This window comes from Streptomyces avermitilis MA-4680 = NBRC 14893 (assembly GCF_000009765.2).
Classification (GTDB): domain Bacteria; phylum Actinomycetota; class Actinomycetes; order Streptomycetales; family Streptomycetaceae; genus Streptomyces; species Streptomyces avermitilis.
On record NC_003155.5, the window covers coordinates 6,423,957 to 6,439,696 of the forward strand.

Annotated in this window: 13 protein-coding genes; 3 read left to right on the forward strand and 10 right to left on the reverse strand. The window is 72.2% G+C overall.

Annotation, left to right across the window (positions count from 1 at the left end; translation table 11 throughout):
* Positions 1 to 14: 14 nt before the first annotated feature.
* Positions 15 to 1,463 carry a S28 family serine protease gene (locus SAVERM_RS27365; RefSeq protein ID WP_010986704.1) on the forward strand — a complete coding sequence of 483 codons (1,449 nt, stop codon included), beginning with the start codon at positions 15 to 17 and terminating at the stop codon, positions 1,461 to 1,463.
* Positions 1,464 to 1,869: 406 nt separating this feature from the next.
* Here the strand turns inward: SAVERM_RS27365 and SAVERM_RS27370 are convergent, their stop codons facing one another.
* The 3 genes from SAVERM_RS27370 to SAVERM_RS27380 form a co-directional block, all read right to left on the reverse strand.
* Entirely contained in the window at positions 1,870 to 2,502 is a 633-nt protein-coding gene (locus tag SAVERM_RS27370) for a hypothetical protein (protein ID WP_010986705.1), read from the reverse strand.
* Between the two features lie 114 nt (positions 2,503 to 2,616).
* A complete protein-coding gene (locus SAVERM_RS27375) occupies positions 2,617 to 4,467 on the reverse strand; it encodes a glycoside hydrolase family 3 protein (protein ID WP_010986706.1) in 1,851 nt (616 codons plus the stop codon).
* A gap of 418 nt (positions 4,468 to 4,885) precedes the next feature.
* The gene (locus SAVERM_RS27380) at positions 4,886 to 5,812 is read right to left on the reverse strand and encodes a LysR family transcriptional regulator (RefSeq protein WP_010986707.1); all 927 of its coding nucleotides are present in this window, start codon (positions 5,810 to 5,812) and stop codon (positions 4,886 to 4,888) included.
* Between the two features lie 87 nt (positions 5,813 to 5,899).
* Here SAVERM_RS27380 and SAVERM_RS27385 point away from each other — a divergent pair, with 87 nt between their 5' ends.
* Together SAVERM_RS27385 and SAVERM_RS43765 are read left to right on the forward strand one after the other, a co-directional pair.
* Complete coding sequence (locus tag SAVERM_RS27385) at positions 5,900 to 6,820, forward strand: EamA family transporter (RefSeq protein ID WP_010986708.1); 921 nt, start codon at positions 5,900 to 5,902, stop codon at positions 6,818 to 6,820.
* Positions 6,821 to 6,876: 56 nt separating this feature from the next.
* Positions 6,877 to 7,326, forward strand: coding sequence for a DUF6281 family protein (locus SAVERM_RS43765; protein ID WP_048894318.1), 450 nt, complete (start codon positions 6,877 to 6,879; stop codon positions 7,324 to 7,326).
* A gap of 1 nt (position 7,327) precedes the next feature.
* Here SAVERM_RS43765 and SAVERM_RS27395 read toward each other — a convergent pair whose 3' ends face one another.
* The 7 genes from SAVERM_RS27395 to SAVERM_RS27425 form a co-directional block, all read right to left on the reverse strand.
* Complete coding sequence (locus tag SAVERM_RS27395; RefSeq protein ID WP_107083038.1) at positions 7,328 to 9,151, reverse strand: SPFH domain-containing protein; 1,824 nt, start codon at positions 9,149 to 9,151, stop codon at positions 7,328 to 7,330.
* On the reverse strand, positions 9,145 to 10,668 hold the full coding sequence (locus SAVERM_RS27400; RefSeq protein ID WP_242432153.1) for a TIR domain-containing protein: 1,524 nt from the start codon (positions 10,666 to 10,668) through the stop codon (positions 9,145 to 9,147). The genes SAVERM_RS27395 and SAVERM_RS27400 overlap by 7 nt, the downstream gene beginning before the upstream one ends.
* Positions 10,669 to 10,769: 101 nt before the next feature.
* Complete coding sequence (locus tag SAVERM_RS27405; protein WP_010986712.1) at positions 10,770 to 11,756, reverse strand: protein kinase domain-containing protein; 987 nt, start codon at positions 11,754 to 11,756, stop codon at positions 10,770 to 10,772.
* Between the two features lie 52 nt (positions 11,757 to 11,808).
* The gene (locus SAVERM_RS44945) at positions 11,809 to 12,144 is read right to left on the reverse strand and encodes a hypothetical protein (RefSeq protein ID WP_063823071.1); all 336 of its coding nucleotides are present in this window, start codon (positions 12,142 to 12,144) and stop codon (positions 11,809 to 11,811) included.
* A gap of 356 nt (positions 12,145 to 12,500) precedes the next feature.
* Entirely contained in the window at positions 12,501 to 13,301 is an 801-nt protein-coding gene (locus SAVERM_RS27415; protein ID WP_010986714.1) for a sugar phosphate isomerase/epimerase family protein, read from the reverse strand.
* Positions 13,302 to 13,334: 33 nt separating this feature from the next.
* The gene (locus tag SAVERM_RS27420) at positions 13,335 to 14,267 is read right to left on the reverse strand and encodes a bifunctional helix-turn-helix transcriptional regulator/GNAT family N-acetyltransferase (RefSeq protein WP_010986715.1); all 933 of its coding nucleotides are present in this window, start codon (positions 14,265 to 14,267) and stop codon (positions 13,335 to 13,337) included.
* A 288-nt stretch (positions 14,268 to 14,555) separates the two neighbouring features.
* Positions 14,556 to 15,596, reverse strand: coding sequence for a LacI family DNA-binding transcriptional regulator (locus SAVERM_RS27425; RefSeq protein ID WP_010986716.1), 1,041 nt, complete (start codon positions 15,594 to 15,596; stop codon positions 14,556 to 14,558).
* Positions 15,597 to 15,740 lie beyond the last annotated feature (144 nt).

A 15,740-nucleotide genomic window follows, 5' to 3' on the forward strand; every position in this document is an offset into this window, starting at 1 on the left:
CCAGGGGAGGGTGTATGCGCAAGGCGCTCAGATGGCTGCTGGCGCTCGCGGTGCTCATAGGCACGCTGAGCACGGCCGGGGCGGCCACCGCCGCTCAGCCGGAGGCCACGGGTTCCGCCAGTGCGGCCGACACCGACATCAAGGACCGGCTGCTCGCGATACCGGGCATGAGCCTGATCCAGGAGAAGCCGTACACGGGTTACCGCTTCTTCGTCCTGAACTACACCCAGCCGATCGACCACCGGCACCCGTCCAAGGGCACGTTCCAGCAGCGCATCACCGTGCTGCACAAGGACACCTCGCGCCCGACGGTCTTCTACACCGGCGGCTACAACGTCTCCACGACCCCCAGCCGCCGCGAGCCCACCCAGATCGTGGACGGCAACCAGGTCTCCATGGAGTACCGGTTCTTCAACCCGTCCCGGCCCGACCCGGCCGACTGGTCCAAGCTCGACATCTGGCAGGCGGCCAGCGACCAGCACCGCATCTTCAAGGCCCTCAAGGCGGTCTACGGCCAGAAGTGGCTGTCCACGGGCGGCTCCAAGGGCGGCATGACCGCCACGTACTACGAGCGCTTCTACCCGCGCGACATGGACGGCGTCGTCGCGTACGTCGCCCCCAACGACGTCGTGAACGACGAGGACTCGGCGTACGACCGCTTCTTCGCGAACGTCGGCACCAAGGAGTGCCGCGACAAGCTGAACGCCGTGCAGCGCGAGGCGCTGGTGCGGCGGGAGCCGCTGGAGAAGAAGTACGCGGCGTACGCGGCCGACAACGGCTACACGTTCACCACGATCGGCAGCCTCGACAAGGCGTACGAGGCGGTCGTCCTCGACTACGTCTGGGGCTTCTGGCAGTACAGCCTGCTGTCGGACTGCGACGCGATCCCGGCGGACGCGGCGCACGCGACGGACGACGCGATCTGGGACTCGGTCGACACGATCTCCGGGTTCTCGGCCTACGCCGACCAGGGCCTGGAGACGTACACGCCGTACTACTACCAGGCGGGTACGCAGTTGGGCGCGCCGACGATCCACTTCCCGTACATCGAGAAGAAGCTGGTCCGCTACGGCTACCAGCCTCCTCGGAACTTCGTTCCGCGCTCCATCCCGATGAAGTTCCAGCCGGGGGCGATGCGGGACGTGGACGGCTGGGTGCGCCACCACGCCCGGCACATGCTGTTCGTCTACGGCCAGAACGACCCGTGGGGCGCGGAGCGCTTCCGCCTCGGGGCGGGCGCGCGTGACTCGTACGTCTTCGCGGCACCGGGCCTGAACCACGGCGCCAACGTCGCGGGCCTGGTCGCCGACGAGAAGGCGCTGGCGACGGCCCGCATCCTGGAGTGGGCGGGCGTGGCCTCGACAGCGGTCCAGGCGGACCCGTCGGCGGCGAAGCCCCTGGCGAAGTACGACGCGAAGCTGGACCGCCGGGACGTGGACCGCGAACCGACGCTGCGCCCGTAACGCGACCGACCGCGCCGTCGCGGCACGGTCCGGCGAAACGCCGGACCGCGCCGCGCCGGCCGACCGTGCCGCGCTGCGCCGGGCGCGCGTCCCTGGTGGGCGCGCGTCCCGGCCGTGGTGACTGGCGGCCGCCGACGGGCGCGCAACCCTGACGGGTGCGCAACCCTGACGGGCGCGGACCCCCGACGACGGTGACCGGCGAGCCCCGGCACCGTACGCCGCCCAGCCCGTCTGCAACAGCCGGACGCCGTCCGCGTCGCACCGGTCGGCGTGGCCCGTCCGCATCGGCCGGATGCCGCCCGCCTGGCACCGGTTGGCGCAGGCCGCCTCGCGCCGCCCACCCCGCATCAGCCGGGCGCCGTCCACCTCGCGCCCGCCGGGTGCCGCTCGTCTCTCAGCCGTCGGTTCACACAGGCCGGGCGCAGCCCACCGGGGTGGGGCCGCCCAGTTGGACGTACAGCGCTGTCGACCTCGGGCAGTCGGAGCGTTTCGGGACCGCCGAGGTCACCCGGTACTCGGGGGGTTTCCTGCCCTTGCCGTCGCACGACGTCTCGCGGACCTCGCCCCGGCCCGCGCCGTACACGCAGTCGCCGACGATCGTGCGCGGGCCGCCCCCGCCCCCGGGATCACCCGGGTGCGGCGGCTCCAGATTGCGCATGCACGCGTATCCCCGCGGCACCGCGCCGTCCCCGTCCTCGTCCGACGCGGGCCGCGTCTCGCTGATGTGCAGGACGAAGTCCGTCGTCGCCGGGCAGGCCGGGCCGTCCGACGGCTTCCCGTCGTACCGGGCGATCACCCGCGCCGCCGCCCGTTCGCTCGTGCACGGCACTTCCGTGAAGCTCGTCGTCCCGAAGGAACTGCACTCGTCGACCGCGAGGAACACCGCCCCGTACCCCGAGGGCCGCGTGGACGTCGTCCCCTGTGTCGGCTGACCGGCCTGGCCGCCGGACTGCTGCGAGCACCCGGAGACCACCGCCGCCGACAGGAGCGTCAGCACAGCCGTCAGCAGCCCGCCCGGCAGCGCCGGTCTCGCTCGCATGGTCATTCCCCCGATGCACCCCCGGTCCAGCGTGACCCGCGACACGGGTCCACGCCAGACATCCGGGGTGCTTTGCGACAGTTGGGGGCGTTGCGCCGGATAAGCGGCGTAGGGCTAGTACGTCAGCCCGTACCCGATCGGATACAGCACCTGCTCCGGCGCGTCCGCGCGCTGCACCGCCACCGGAAGCTTCCCCCGCGGTGTCACCCGCCCGCCGATCACCCGGGCCGCCGCGCGCAGTTCGACGTCGGTCCAGGAGTACGAGGCCAGGCAGGCGCCGACGTCGGGGAGCTGGGCCACGTCGTACGGGTTGCGGATGGCGACCGCGACCACCGGGACGCCCGTGGCGACCAGCTTGTTCACCAGGGTGCGCTGAGAACTGCCCGCCGTCACGTTGTACGTGCCCACCACCACCGCGTCGGCGCTCCCGGCCGCCGCCACCGCCTTGGCGATCGTCGCCGTCGACGGTGCCGTGCCGGTGGACAGGGCCGTCGCCGTGAAGCCCAGCTCGGTGAGGGCGGCGGCGAGCACGGTGGTCGGTGGTCCGTCGGTGCCGGACGGTGACGCGGGGTCGGCGCCCACGACGAGGACCCTCGGGCGGGTACGGCGGGACAGCGGGAGCAGGCCCTGCTTGTTGATCAGCAGCGTGGTCGTACGGTCCGCGATGCGGTCCGCCGCGCGCAGGTGTTCCGGGGTGCCCACCGTCCGGTCGACGCCGCGCTCGGTGACATAGGGGTCGTGCAGCAGCCCGAGCTTCGACTTCAGCCGCAGGACGCGCAGGATCGACTCGTCGAGGCGGGCCTCGGTCAGCTCGCCGCCGCGCACCGCGTTCAGCACCGCGTGCCACGCGATGTCGATCGACGGCGGGTTGAGGAGCTGGTCGACACCGGCCTTCAGGGCCAGCACGGGCACGCGGTCGTCGCCGTACTTCTGGCGTACGCCCTCCATGCCGAGGGAGTCCGTCACCACGACCCCGTCGTAGCCCAGTTCCTCGCGCAGGATGCCGGTGAGGATGGGGCGGGAGAGCGTCGCCGGATCGCCGGAGGCGTCCAGGGCCGGGACCATGATGTGCGCGGTCATGATGGAGTCGATGCCGGCCCGGACGGCCGCCCGGAAGGGGACCGCGTCGAGCTCCCCCCACAGTTCGCGGCTGTGTGTGATGACCGGGAAGCCGAAGTGGCTGTCGACGGCGGTGTCGCCGTGCCCCGGGAAGTGCTTGGCGGTCGCCGCGACGCCGGACTGCTGATACCCCTTCACCTCCGCCGCGACCAGACCGGCCACCGCGTCCGGATCGGCGCCGAAGGACCGTACGCCGATGACCGGGTTGGCCGGGTTGACGTTCACGTCGGCGTCGGGGGAGTAGTCCTGGAGGATGCCGAGCGCGCGCAGCTCGGCGCCGCCGATCCGGCCGAGCGTGCGGGCGTCCGAGCGGGAGCCCCCGGCGCCGATGGCCATCGCGCCGGGGAAGAGGGTGGCGGGCTTTCCCACGCGCGCGACTATCCCGTGCTCCTGGTCGGTGGCGATCAGGACGGGCAGTCCGCGCGGCTGGTCGAGGGAGGCCTTCTGGATGCCGTTGGACAGGTCGGCGATCTGGTGCGGGGTGCGGGTGTTGTGCGCCCAGGTGAAGTAGATGATGCCGCCGACGCGGTACGTGGCGATCAGCTCGGCGGCCGTCCGTACGCCGAGCTCCTTGAGGTTGGCGTCGATGTCGGCCTGGTCGGGCGCGGTGGCCGAATGGCCGTACACCCGCATCACGAAGAGCTGCCCGACCTTCTCCTCCAGCGTCATACGGGAGATGAGGGCGCGGAGTTTCCGGTCGCCGCTCGGGCCGGCGTGTGCGGTCCCGCTGACGGCGAGAACGGCGCCGGCACCCGCGGTGGCGGCGAGGACGGTACGTCTGGACGGCTGTGCGGTGTTTCCCGTGTTTCCCGTGTTTCCCGTGCTTCCCGTGCCGGAGTCGCGCATCTGCGCACCTTCCCTCATGAAGGAAACTTCCGAGGGGTCACGAATATCCGGGAAGTTTCTTCCAGTCAAGAGGGTGCACAGTAACGCGGGATGGGGCCGCAGCCCGGTAAGGGGCCGTCACCGGCGCTGTCGGAGGGGGGCGCGCCGGTGACGGCGTGCTGCCGGCCGCGTGCGGCGGAGAGGGAGGTCAGCATTCGCAGCCAGCAGCGAGGCCGACACCGCACCGCGGAGACTCATCCGGCAGCATGCGCATTGGACGAAGCGGGGCGGGGCCGGGTTCCCGGGTTTCGCGGGACGCCGGGAAGTCGGTACGGGGGTGACCGGCGGGACGGGCGGGGTGTGCCGCCCCGGCTCGGCTCGCGCAGGCGGTGGGGCGGGCGTGTTGCGGGCGGGCCCGCGGGCCGGGCGTGGTGCGGGCTCACACGTCACCCTGGTGGGCCGGCGTCCGCTCCTCCGTCCAGTGGGCCTGGAGCGTGCGTACCGTCTCCGCGATCGCGGGCCGACGTGCGGCACCGGCGCGCCACAGGGCGTACAGGCGCCGTACGGGCATCGGGGCGAGCGGCACCGCGACGACTCCGTCGGGGAGCGGGCCGCGGCCCAGGCGGGGGATCAGGGCGATGCCGAGGCCGGCCGCGACCAGGGCGACCAGCGTCGGGTTCTCGTCGGCCTGGTGGACGATGTCCGGCTCGCAGCCGGCCGCGCGCAGGGTCCGCACCAGCCAGTCGTGGCAGACCCGGCCGGGCGGCTGGCAGATCCAGCGCTGACCGGCGAGTTCCGCACGTCGCACGGACGCCCGGCCGGCGAGGGGATGCCCGGCGGGGACGAGCAGATCGCACAGGTCGTCCCCGATGACCGCCTGCTCCACCCCCGGCGGGGCCGGCAGCGGCGCGATGTCCCAGTCGTGCGCGACCGCGACGTCGACCGCGCCCTTGGCGACCAGGTCGACCGACAGATGCGGATCGACCTCGGTCAGACGGGTGTCCAGCGACGGATGCCGCGCGGCCAGGTCGGCGAGCACACCCGGCATCAGCCCCCGCGCCGCACTCGCGAACGCCGCCACCGTCAGCCGCCCCGCGGGCAGCCCGCGCCGCTCCTCCAGCTCCGTCTCCGCCCGCTCCACGATGGCGAGCAACTCCTGTGCCGTGGCAGCCAGTTGCTCGGCCTGCTCGGTGAGACGCACCCCGCGCCCCTGCCGTTCCAGGAGTACGGTCCTGGTCTCCCGTTCCAGCTTGGCGATCTGCTGGGACACGGCGGACGGTGTGTAGCCGAGGGCGGCCGCGGCGGCGCCGACCGTCCCGTGGACGGAGACGGCGTGCAGGGCGCGCAGCCGTTGGAGATCGAGCACGTGAGTCCCTTTCATCAGGGATGCTTCATCCAACCATGCAGTAATCATCGCTGGTGCTTCACGGTCTCCGGGCGTGATCCTCGACGCATGCGACCCGCTCACATCTGCCTCGCCGTCCTCGTCGCCGCCGTCTGGGGCGTGAACTTCACCGTCATCGAGGTGGGCCTGGCGCACTTCCCGCCGCTGCTCTTCTCCGCCCTCCGGTTTCTCGCCGCCGCGCTTCCGGCGGTCTTCTTCGTGGGCCGCCCGAAGGTGGCGTGGAAGTGGATCGTGGCGGTGGGGCTGGTGCTCGGCGTCGCGAAGTTCGGTCTGCTCTTCATCGGCATGGACGCGGGCATGCCGGCCGGGCTGTCCTCCCTGGTCCTCCAGATCCAGGCGGTCTTCACGGCGCTGATCGCCTTCGCGGCGCTGGGTGAGCGCCCCACCGGCATACGGCTGGCGGGCATGGCGGTCGCCCTGTGCGGGGTGGGGCTCGCGGCCGTCGACGAGGGCACGGGCGGCCCGCTCGGTGCCTTCGCCCTGGTGATAGGGGCGGCGGTCTGCTGGGGCGCGTCCAACGTCCTCACCCGCAAGGCGTCCCCGCCGGACCCGCTGAACTTCATGGTGTGGGTGAGTACGGTGCCGGTCGTGCCGCTGCTGGGGCTGTCGCTGCTGACGGAGGGGCCGTCCGCCGACCTGAACGCGCTCGGCTCACTCGACTGGCAGGGCGCGGGCGTCATCCTCTACGTCGCCTGGATCACGACGGTCTTCGGCTTCGGGGCGTGGGGCTGGCTGCTCCACCGTCACCCCGCGTCCACGGTGGCGCCCTTCTCCCTCCTGGTCCCGGTCTTCGGCATGTCGTCGGCGGCGCTGTTCCTGGGGGAGCCGATCGGTCCCATGCGCTGGGGCGCGGCGGCGCTGCTGGCGGGCGGGGTGGCGCTGACGTCACTGGCGCCCGGGAAAGAACGTTCCGGCGGCCCGAACACCTTGGACCTCCGCGGCGTCGGTATTCATGAGGCCGGACGGTGATGTGCGGCCTCCGCACCGTCCACGGAAGCGGAAACGCTCCAAGAGGAGGCGTACCGATGAAGGCCGTAGAGATGAAGGCCGTAGAGATGAAGGCCGTGGCGATGAAAGCCGTACTCCCGATCGGCAGGACCGGATCCGTGTGGATGCTGCCGGCGGCGTTACTGGTCACGATGTCCGTCGCCTGTACGTCGTCCGACGGCGGCGCGTCCGCGTCGTCCTGCGCGTACCTGGTCGAGTACCAGAGCCGCACGTACGCGGGCTCGGCGGCCAGGGACTTCACCCTCGGGGACGAACTCGGTGCCGCCACCCTTCCGCCGTGCGACGACACGCCGAACGACGACAGCGACGGTCGAACGACGCCGACCTCGACGACCGCCTATGCGATCGAGGGAGTGGACCCCGCCATCGCCATCGCGTTGGAACAGTCGTCCGACGACGTCATCTTCATCGACGTCGACTCCGACTGGACGCTGCCTGAGATCAAGAAGATGATCCACGGCACGTGATTCAGTCCACGAGGCGGACGTCACCGTCGATCGTGTCGTCCGTGTCGTCGTCCATGGCGTCGGATTCCTTCGTCAGTACCGGCCTCTCCTGGCCCGGGTCGACCGGCCGCCCCCCGTGCAGGTTGCGCAGCCGGGCCAGGAGGTCCTGCTTGACGGTCAGCGGCAGCATCTGGACGTATTCCGAGATGTCGCCGCCCCCGCCGACGTACTGCGGGACGTCGAACTTGGCGAACTCCCCCACGACGCGGATCAGCGTGACGTTCTCCCGGCCCAGCAGTTCCACTTCCTTCTGGAGTTCGAGGCCGACGCGCCGGGCTTCCGCCAGCGCCTCGTACGTGTCGATCAGGTCCTTCAACTTGGCTTGCTCCACGCCCACTTCGAGGTTGGCGAGCCGCGCCTGTTCGGCGAACTTCTCCTTGAGCTTCTCGAGCAGGGACGGATCCCGGGGGATGAACCTGCCGAGGGCGGTGCCCTGCATGCCCACGCCCCACTTCTCCAGCGCGTGCGTGACCTGGTCGGTGAGGTCCTTGCGGATGTCCTGGTAGGTGCCGAGGAACTCCAGCACCGAACTCGTCACGGCGATCTCGTTGAAGTACCCGGCGACCGTGTTGCCGAGCACGTTCCTGACGAACCGCTGCATGGGGGTCGGGTCGTCGACGAGGCCGCCCAGTCCGGAGGTGCGCACGCCGCCGAACTGGCTGACCAGGCGCGGCGCCACGCCGCGCGGGATCTGGAGGTTCTGCGTGAGGTCGACGTCCAGGTCGAAGCCCTGGACGTTGACGGTGATCTGTCCGAGGTCCGCGTCGTAGTTGTCGGACTCGGACTCCCGCTTGTTGTGCCACGTGAGGTACAGGACGCGCGTGGGGATCAGCATCACCCGTACGAACCAGGGGTTCAGGGAGTAGGTGGTTCCCTCGCCCAGCGTCTCCTCCTGGATGCCCCGCTCGCCGCCCTTCGCGAGGAACACCCAGGGCCGACGGAAGCTGCCGTGGCCCTCCACCCGAGGTGCGACCGTGCCGGTGGTGTCCTGGCGGGGCTCGGCCCCGTCCAGCGTGATGACCACCCCGGTGCAGCCCTCCTCGATGGACACGTCCTGGAGGTGGGCCTCGGTCAGTCCGTCGCGGGAGGCCGTCACGTTGTCGACCGTGATGACGTCGAACAGCTCCGGGTTGATGTCGTAGTACGCCCCGCCGCCGAGGATGGCCAGCTGCCTGCCCTGCTCACCGCCGCCGAGCAGGAACGCCTCGCCGTCCTGGAAGCTGTTGCACTCGACGTGCCGGCCGAACCGCTGGTCGGGGGGCCGGACGGCACCCGCCTGCGCCTGGACCAGGCCGACCGTGCCCGGCGGCACATAGGTGCGCGGTACCGTCTCGACGCGGAACAGCCTGGTGTTGATGTAGTACGACTGGCCGCCGCTGAGCGTCGTCACCTGCACGCCCTGCTCGCCGCCGCCGCGGAGGAACGCCTCGCCGTCCTGGAAGCTGTTGCACGCGACGTGCCGGCCGAGCGGGCGGCCTTCGGTCCGGGTACGGCCCTCGGTGGCCGAGACCAGGCCGAGCATGCCTGCCGGAATGTGCAGCCTGGGCACGCACTCCACCGAGTACAGCAGCGGTGTGAGCCAGTGAAAGCCGCCGGGGAGCAGTGTGCGGGCCCGTACCCCGCGTGCGTTGTCGGGGTTGACCTCTTTGAACGAGGGGTCGGAGTGTGCGGCGCCGAAGTTCCGTTTGACGATGCCGACATGGTCGGCCGGCACGACGACGCGCCCCGTCCAGCCGATCCACCCGGCGGCCGACAGCAGGACCAGCAACACGAACAGAGTCAGCATGGGGCGGCCTTCCACTCTCGCAGCCGTGCGTGCACCGCCAGCACGGTTGAGCTCCAACGGTCGTACCAGTCGGGGTTGTTCTCACGGCCCGGATCGCGCAGCGTGGGAAAGAACCCGGCCCGTCTGCCGGGTCCCGCCCGCCGTGCGAAGTCCTGGTAGAGCCGGGGTACGGCGGCCTCGGCCGAGTCGCGCCAGCCCAGCGCGGCGCCCAGGTCGGGGAAGCGCGAACCCCGCCCGCCCCGGTCCATGGGCGCCAGTGCGCGCTGGCGCCCAAAGCCCTGCCGGCCGTGGGAGTGGGCGGTCCACAGCGCGTCGATGCCGGCCAGCAGCTCCAACGGCAGTGCGGCGGCGTGCCGTTCGCTCAACCAGCCCTCGCCGAGGCGGCCCGCCGTCTCCAGGACGAGCCGGGTGGTCAGCAGGTCGGCATGCTCGTACTCGTCCTCGGCGAGGTGGGCGCGCAGCCGCTCCAGCGCGGCCGGGGCCGTCATGCGCGCCGCCGGAGCCGTCGTGCGTATCTCCGGAGCCGTCGTGTGTACCGCCGGTGTCGTCATACGGACGGCCGGCGGCGCCATACCTACGGCGGGTGTCGTCATACGGACGGCCGGGGCCGAGCCCCGGGCGGGGGCCGCTTCGGGGAGGCGGGCGGGTCGGCCCTGTGTCACGTCCTCGTGCAGCAGGCGCAACAGGCCGAGCTCGGCCTCGTCGAGCAGGCCCCCGTGACGGGCGTCCACATGCCAGGTGGCCGCCAGGTGGTAGTTGACCTCACCGTCCAGCAGGACGGGGACGAAAGCCCGCCCGTGCACCTGGCCCTCCAGGATCATGCGGGTGACGTCGTCGGAGTCCTGCGACTGAGGAGTCATCACCACGACGACTGCCACGGCGTACCGGAGCTGCTGTCTGATCGTCCAGAACTGGGCGTCCCCGGGCCGCAGATCCCCCGTCGACCAGACCGGCAGCCCGGCCGCGCGCAGCTGCTCGGTCAGCCGCCCGCCGTACGCGGCGTCGGCGGGCGCGCAGCACACGACGAAGGCGGGTTCTTCCGGTGCGGTGAGCGGCCGGGGCGGGGAGGGGTGGACGGCGGCCAGGTTGTCCCGGGACGACGCGGCGCCGGCGCCGGTGGGGGCGGGGCGCCGGGCGATGACGGCCGCGAGTTCGGCGACCTTGTCCGTGAACTCCTGGCCGGTCGCGTCGCTGAAGTCACGCCAGACGCGCTGGGCGGCGAACGGAGGCGCGGCCACCTGCCCGAGCAGCACCGGTATGAACCGCAGTCCGTGGGTGGCCGACGCGCCCGCCAGCACCGCGTACTCGTTCATGGCGGGGGCCGAGCGGACGGACGCCGGGCTGATCACGGCGATTCCGTTGGTGGACGCGAGGAGAGCTGCCTCCAGCTCGTGGATCACCACCTGGCCGGGTTCGATGCTCCACTGGTCGAAGAACACCGACAGCCCGTGCCCGGCGAGATGTTCGGCCAGCTTCGTGGCCCAGACGGCGTCGGCGGCCGCGTAGGAGAGGAACACGTCGTTCAACCGCTGGACCTCCTGCGCGCGGCGGTCGGACCGAGTCGTCGGCTCCGGGGAGCGACCAAGGTAAGGGAGGAGCCTCTCCTTCCGCCCTGTTGTCACATCATCAGCACACCTTCGTGTGATGAGTCGGCGTGTGGACGGTCTTCCGCACTCGGCGATGTCAGAGGAAGCGCCTCGGTCAGGGGTGCGGCGAGGGTCCTCAGCGCCGAGCCGCCCCGCTCCTCCCAGTCGCGGCCGAGCGCCGTCCGCGCCGTCCGTTCCAGGTGGGCCAGCAGGGCCTCGGCGCCCGGCCGCAGTGCCGGATCCTTGGTCAGCCCGGCGGCGAGCGGAGCGCGCAGCGGCCCGGGGACTGCCTCCATCGGCACCTGCGCCGTGGTGTGCCGCGCCATCAGACTGAACAACTGCCGTACAGGAAAAGGGAGTTCGCCGGTCAGGCAGAGGTGGAGCACGCAGGCCGTCCCGTACACGTCGCCGCCGGGCGTCGCGGCCCCGCCGCCTCGCCACAGCTCCGGCGCACGCAGCCCGGCGGCGCCGGTGGTCAGCGCGGCCAGCCCCAGGCCGGTCACGGCCGGGACCCCGTCGGCGTCGATCAGCACCTTGGCGGGCCGCAGGTCACCGTGGACCACTGCACGCCCGTGTGCGGCGGCCAGCGCCCGCAACGCCCTGTGGACGACGAGCAGCGCGGCGGCCGGGGGCAGGGCTCCGTGCCGGTCCAGCACCCGCGACAGGGTGACGCCCTCGACCGCGTCGCTGACCAGCGCACCGCCGACCGCCTCGACCGCCCCGGCCGAACGGGTGTACGCGGCCGTGAACCCGGGTGCGTGAACGTACTGCCGGAACGGGACCGCCTCGGGCGCTTCGAGGCCGGTCAGCCGTGCGACGTCCGTCCAGAAGGCCTCCGCCCGCGGGCGGTGGATCAGCAGCCCGGCCGGTATATAGCGCACCGCCACCAGGTCACCGACTTCGCCGACTTCACCGGCCTCGCCGTCGAGCCGGGCCAGCACGGTCCGCCCGTACCGCCCGCGACGCACTTCGCGCACCTCCGTGCTGCGCGGCAGCCGCCACGGCCGGGTCACCACCATCGCAGCCGTCCGTCCATCTCAGGCATCCGTCCCTTTCAGACGCCCGCCCATTTCAGACGTCCGTCCTTCGCCGCAGCCTGAGTGCGGTGTCCGCCAGCCGGGCGACCTCGCCGTCGTAGCGCGGAGTGCCGGGCTCCCGCAGATCCACCGGCCGGCGGATGTCGGCGAACGGCGGGAGTTCGACGCTCCCGGCCCGCGCCGGTACGAACCGGAAACCGCCTCCGTGGACGCGCTGGAGCAGGACCGCGTATTCCTCCCTGATCCGCGAGTCGGCCATCGTTCCGGGTCCGAACAGCAGCACTCCGAGGGTCGCACCCACCAGGGCCCGTTCGGTCTCCAGCAGGGGGACCAGCCCCGGCTCGACCCAGCGCACCAGGAAGACCGACACGCCCGCCTCGCGCAGCCGCTCCGCCAGCCGCTCCGCGGCGTTCGGCCTCCGCGTCCGCGTACGACACGAACACGTCGTACGGGCCCTGCGTCTGTGCCTGCGGTGGCGGAGGGGTGGGGCGGGGCGCGGGGTCGGGGCCCGGGTCGCGACCGCGGCGCCGGCCGGGACCGCCCCGGTTCCGCAGCGGAACCCAGGCGAAGTACGTGGACGCCACCGTGGCAATCAAGCCGACGAGAGCGATCGCCAGGTTGGCCCCTTCCATGTCCGGAATTCTAGGGTAATCAGCCCTCAAAGCAGCGGAGTTGCCGGACATCGCAGGGGAGCTGCCGGTTATGGCCGTGCGGTCGGGGTGCGTGTTACGCCGACTCGTTGAGCAGCCGGGCCAGGTGGTTCCGGCCCGCCCGCAGCAGACCGGGCAGCGGCGCCGCCTGCTCGTACCACCGCTTCTCGTACTCCCAGCACAGCCAGCCGTCCCACCCCTCCCGCGACAGCAGTTCCACGCACTCGGCGAGCGGGAGGACGCCGGTGCCGAGCGGCAGCGGGGTCGTGTCCTCGGCGGACGCGATGTCCTTCACCTGCACGTATCCGAGGTGCGGGGCCAGGGCCGCATACGTCGAGGAGGGCTGTTCGCCGCCCAGCCAGGTGTGCATCACGTCCCACAGCGCGCCCGCGTGGCGGTGGCCGACGGGGCCGAGGACGCGGATCGCGTCGGCGCCGGTGCGATGGGAGTCGTGGGTCTCCAGCAGGATCCGTACGTCGACGTCGGCGGCGTACTCCGCGGCCGTGCCCAGCCGCCGGGCCGCCGTCGCGTCGGCTTCCGCGCGGCTCTGCTCCGCAACCGCGCCGGGGAACACGCGTACGAAGGGGGCGCCCAGGTCGCGGGCCAGGTCGAGGAGTCCGCGGATCTCCGTGAGGACGGGGTCGTCGTCGCCCGGCGCCGCGACCCGCGCGTATCCCGCCAGGCCCAGGATCTCGATGCCGCCCGCCCTGAACGCGGCGGCCACCTCGGCCCGCTCGGCCGGGCCGAGGCCGGGGTGCACCGGTTCCTCGGGGTGGGCGCGCAGCTCGACACCGTGGTAGCCGTGCGTGGCGGCGAGCCGTACGACGTCGGGGACGGGGAGGCCGGGAACACCGAGGGTGGAGAAGGCCAGTTTCATGCCTGAGGACCCTATGCCTTGTGATCCCGTCCGTCACTCATGTGCTTCGTGCAGGTCCAGCCGCCAGTCCTGCCCCACCAGGTCCGCGCCGAAGGAGCGGTGCGGCTTCTCGGCGAGGAGGACGAAACCGTGGCGCTGGTAGATGTGGCGGGCGGCGGACAGCACGTCGTTGGTCCACAGGAGCACCTCGCGGTAGCCCGCACCGCGCGCGAATTCGACCACCGCGCTCACCAGGCGGTCGCCGATGCCCAGACCCCGTGCGTCGGGTTCGACCAGGAGGAGGCGCAGGCGTGCCGCGCCGGGTGCCTCGTCCCGTACGCACATCACACAGCCCGCCGGACGGCCGTCCACCTCCGCGATCCACACCCGCTCCAGATGCGGGTCGTGGTCCTGCGCGAAGTCCGCGACGATACGCGCCACCAGGCCCTCGTAGTCGGTGTTCCACCCGTACTCGGCGGCGTAGACGGCGGCGTTGCGCTGCACGATCCAGCCGAGGTCGCCCGGGGCCGGCTCGCGCAGCAGCACGTCCTCGCGGCGCGGCGGGCGGCCGGCGGAGAGGAGCTCCTGGATCGTGCGCATCGCCTCGGTGAGGCGGGGGTGGTCGGCGGCGGGCACGGTGGAGAGCAGCGCGCCGACGGATGCGCGGGCCCGCTCGGCGAGCAGGTCGGCCGCGTCCCGGCCGCGTGCGGTGAGCGTGATGTGGCGGCGGCGCGGGTCACGCTCCGAGGGGGAGCGCCGGATCAGCCCGTCGTCCTCGAACTTGTTGAGAATGCGGCTCAAGTAGCCCGCGTCCAGGGAGAGTTCGGTCCGCAGGTCGGCCGCGTCGGTGCGGGGTGAGTGCGCGAGCTCGTACAGCACACGGGACTCCGTGAGCGTGTACGGGGCGTAGAGGTGGCGGCCGTAGTCCAGCGCGCCGATGACGTTCGTGTAGAAGCGGTTGAACGAGCGGATGTCGTGGACGGTCATGATCGCCCCCCGGAGACAGTTGACTCAGTCAGAGATGCGATCCGAGCGTACGACCGCTTCGGCCCGTCGTCCATCGGCCGGCGAGAGCCGCCCAGAGCGACCGCTCACGTACCGGCGACGACCGCAGCGGATCGGGGGCGGTCGGACGGGGCGGTTCGGCCTCGCGTACCGACGACGACCGCTCACGTACCGGCGACGACCGTTCACGTACCGGCGACGACCGTTCACGTACCGGCGACGACCGCTCGCGAACCGGGGGCACCCGCCCCCGCCCCCGCCCCCGCACCCTCACCCCCGCGGTGCCCCCGTGGACCCTCGGACCATCAGTTCTCCGCGCACCGTGGCGATCCCGCCCGGCGGTGGTTCCTCGCGGCCCATCGCGATCCGGCCGGCCCGGGCGCCCGCCTCGGTCAGCGGCAGTCGTACCGTCGTCAGCGCCGGTACCGCGTCGATCGCGAACGGCAGGTCGTCGAAGCCCGCCACCGACACGTCCTCCGGGATGCGCAGCCCCGAATCCCGCAGCGCGGCGCACGCGCCCAGGGCGACCGTGTCGTTGGCCGCGACCACCGCCGTGAGCGACGGGTCGCGGCGCAGGAGTTCGAGCGTCGCCTCGTAGCCGGAGCGGCGGTCGTAGCGGCCGAGGACCGTCAGCCGCGGGTCGTCCTCGACGCCCGCGGCCTCGAGCGCCTCGCGGTGGCCCTCCAGACGGTGGCGGGTCGTCGTGCGTTCCTCCGGGCCCGCGATATAGCCCATGCGCCGGTGGCCGAGCCCGATGAGGTGCTCGGTGAGCTGCCGGCCGCCCCCGCGGTTGTCGAAGGTGAGCGCGACCGCCTCCGGCGCGGGCGGCCGTCCGCACAGCACCACCCGGGTCCCCGCCTCCGCCAGCTTCCGCAGCTTCGCGGAGACCGCGGCGGCGTGCGCCGTGTCCTCGACCGCGCCGCCGGTGAGCACGACGGCCGCGGCGCGCTGGCGTTGCAGCAGCGTGAGGTAGGTCAGCTCGCGCTCGGGCGAGCCGCCCGTGTTGCACACCACCGCGAGCCGTTCGCCGCCCGCGCGTCCGCCGGGCCCTCCGATCTCCGACTGGATCGCGCTCGCCATGATCCCGAAGAAGGGGTCGGCGATGTCGTTCACCAGGATTCCGACCAGGTCGGAGGTCGCGGCGGCCAGGGCGCTCGCGGGCCCGTTCAGGACGTAGTCCAGTTCGTCCACCGCCCGCAGCACCCGCTCCCGAGTGGACGTGGCCACCGGGTAGTTGCCGTTCAGCACACGCGACACGGTCGCGGGCGAGACCTGCGCGCGTGCCGCCACGTCCGCCAGGGTCACCGTCATCGTCGTCGTCCTCCGGTCGCGCATCTCGTCGTCCTCGGCCGCGGATCTTGGGACCCGCGTGAGATGTACCGCAGCCTGCGCATCCCGTCGTACCCGACTGCGCGCATCTCGTCATCCACGCGGTCTTGTCCGATCCGCCGCACA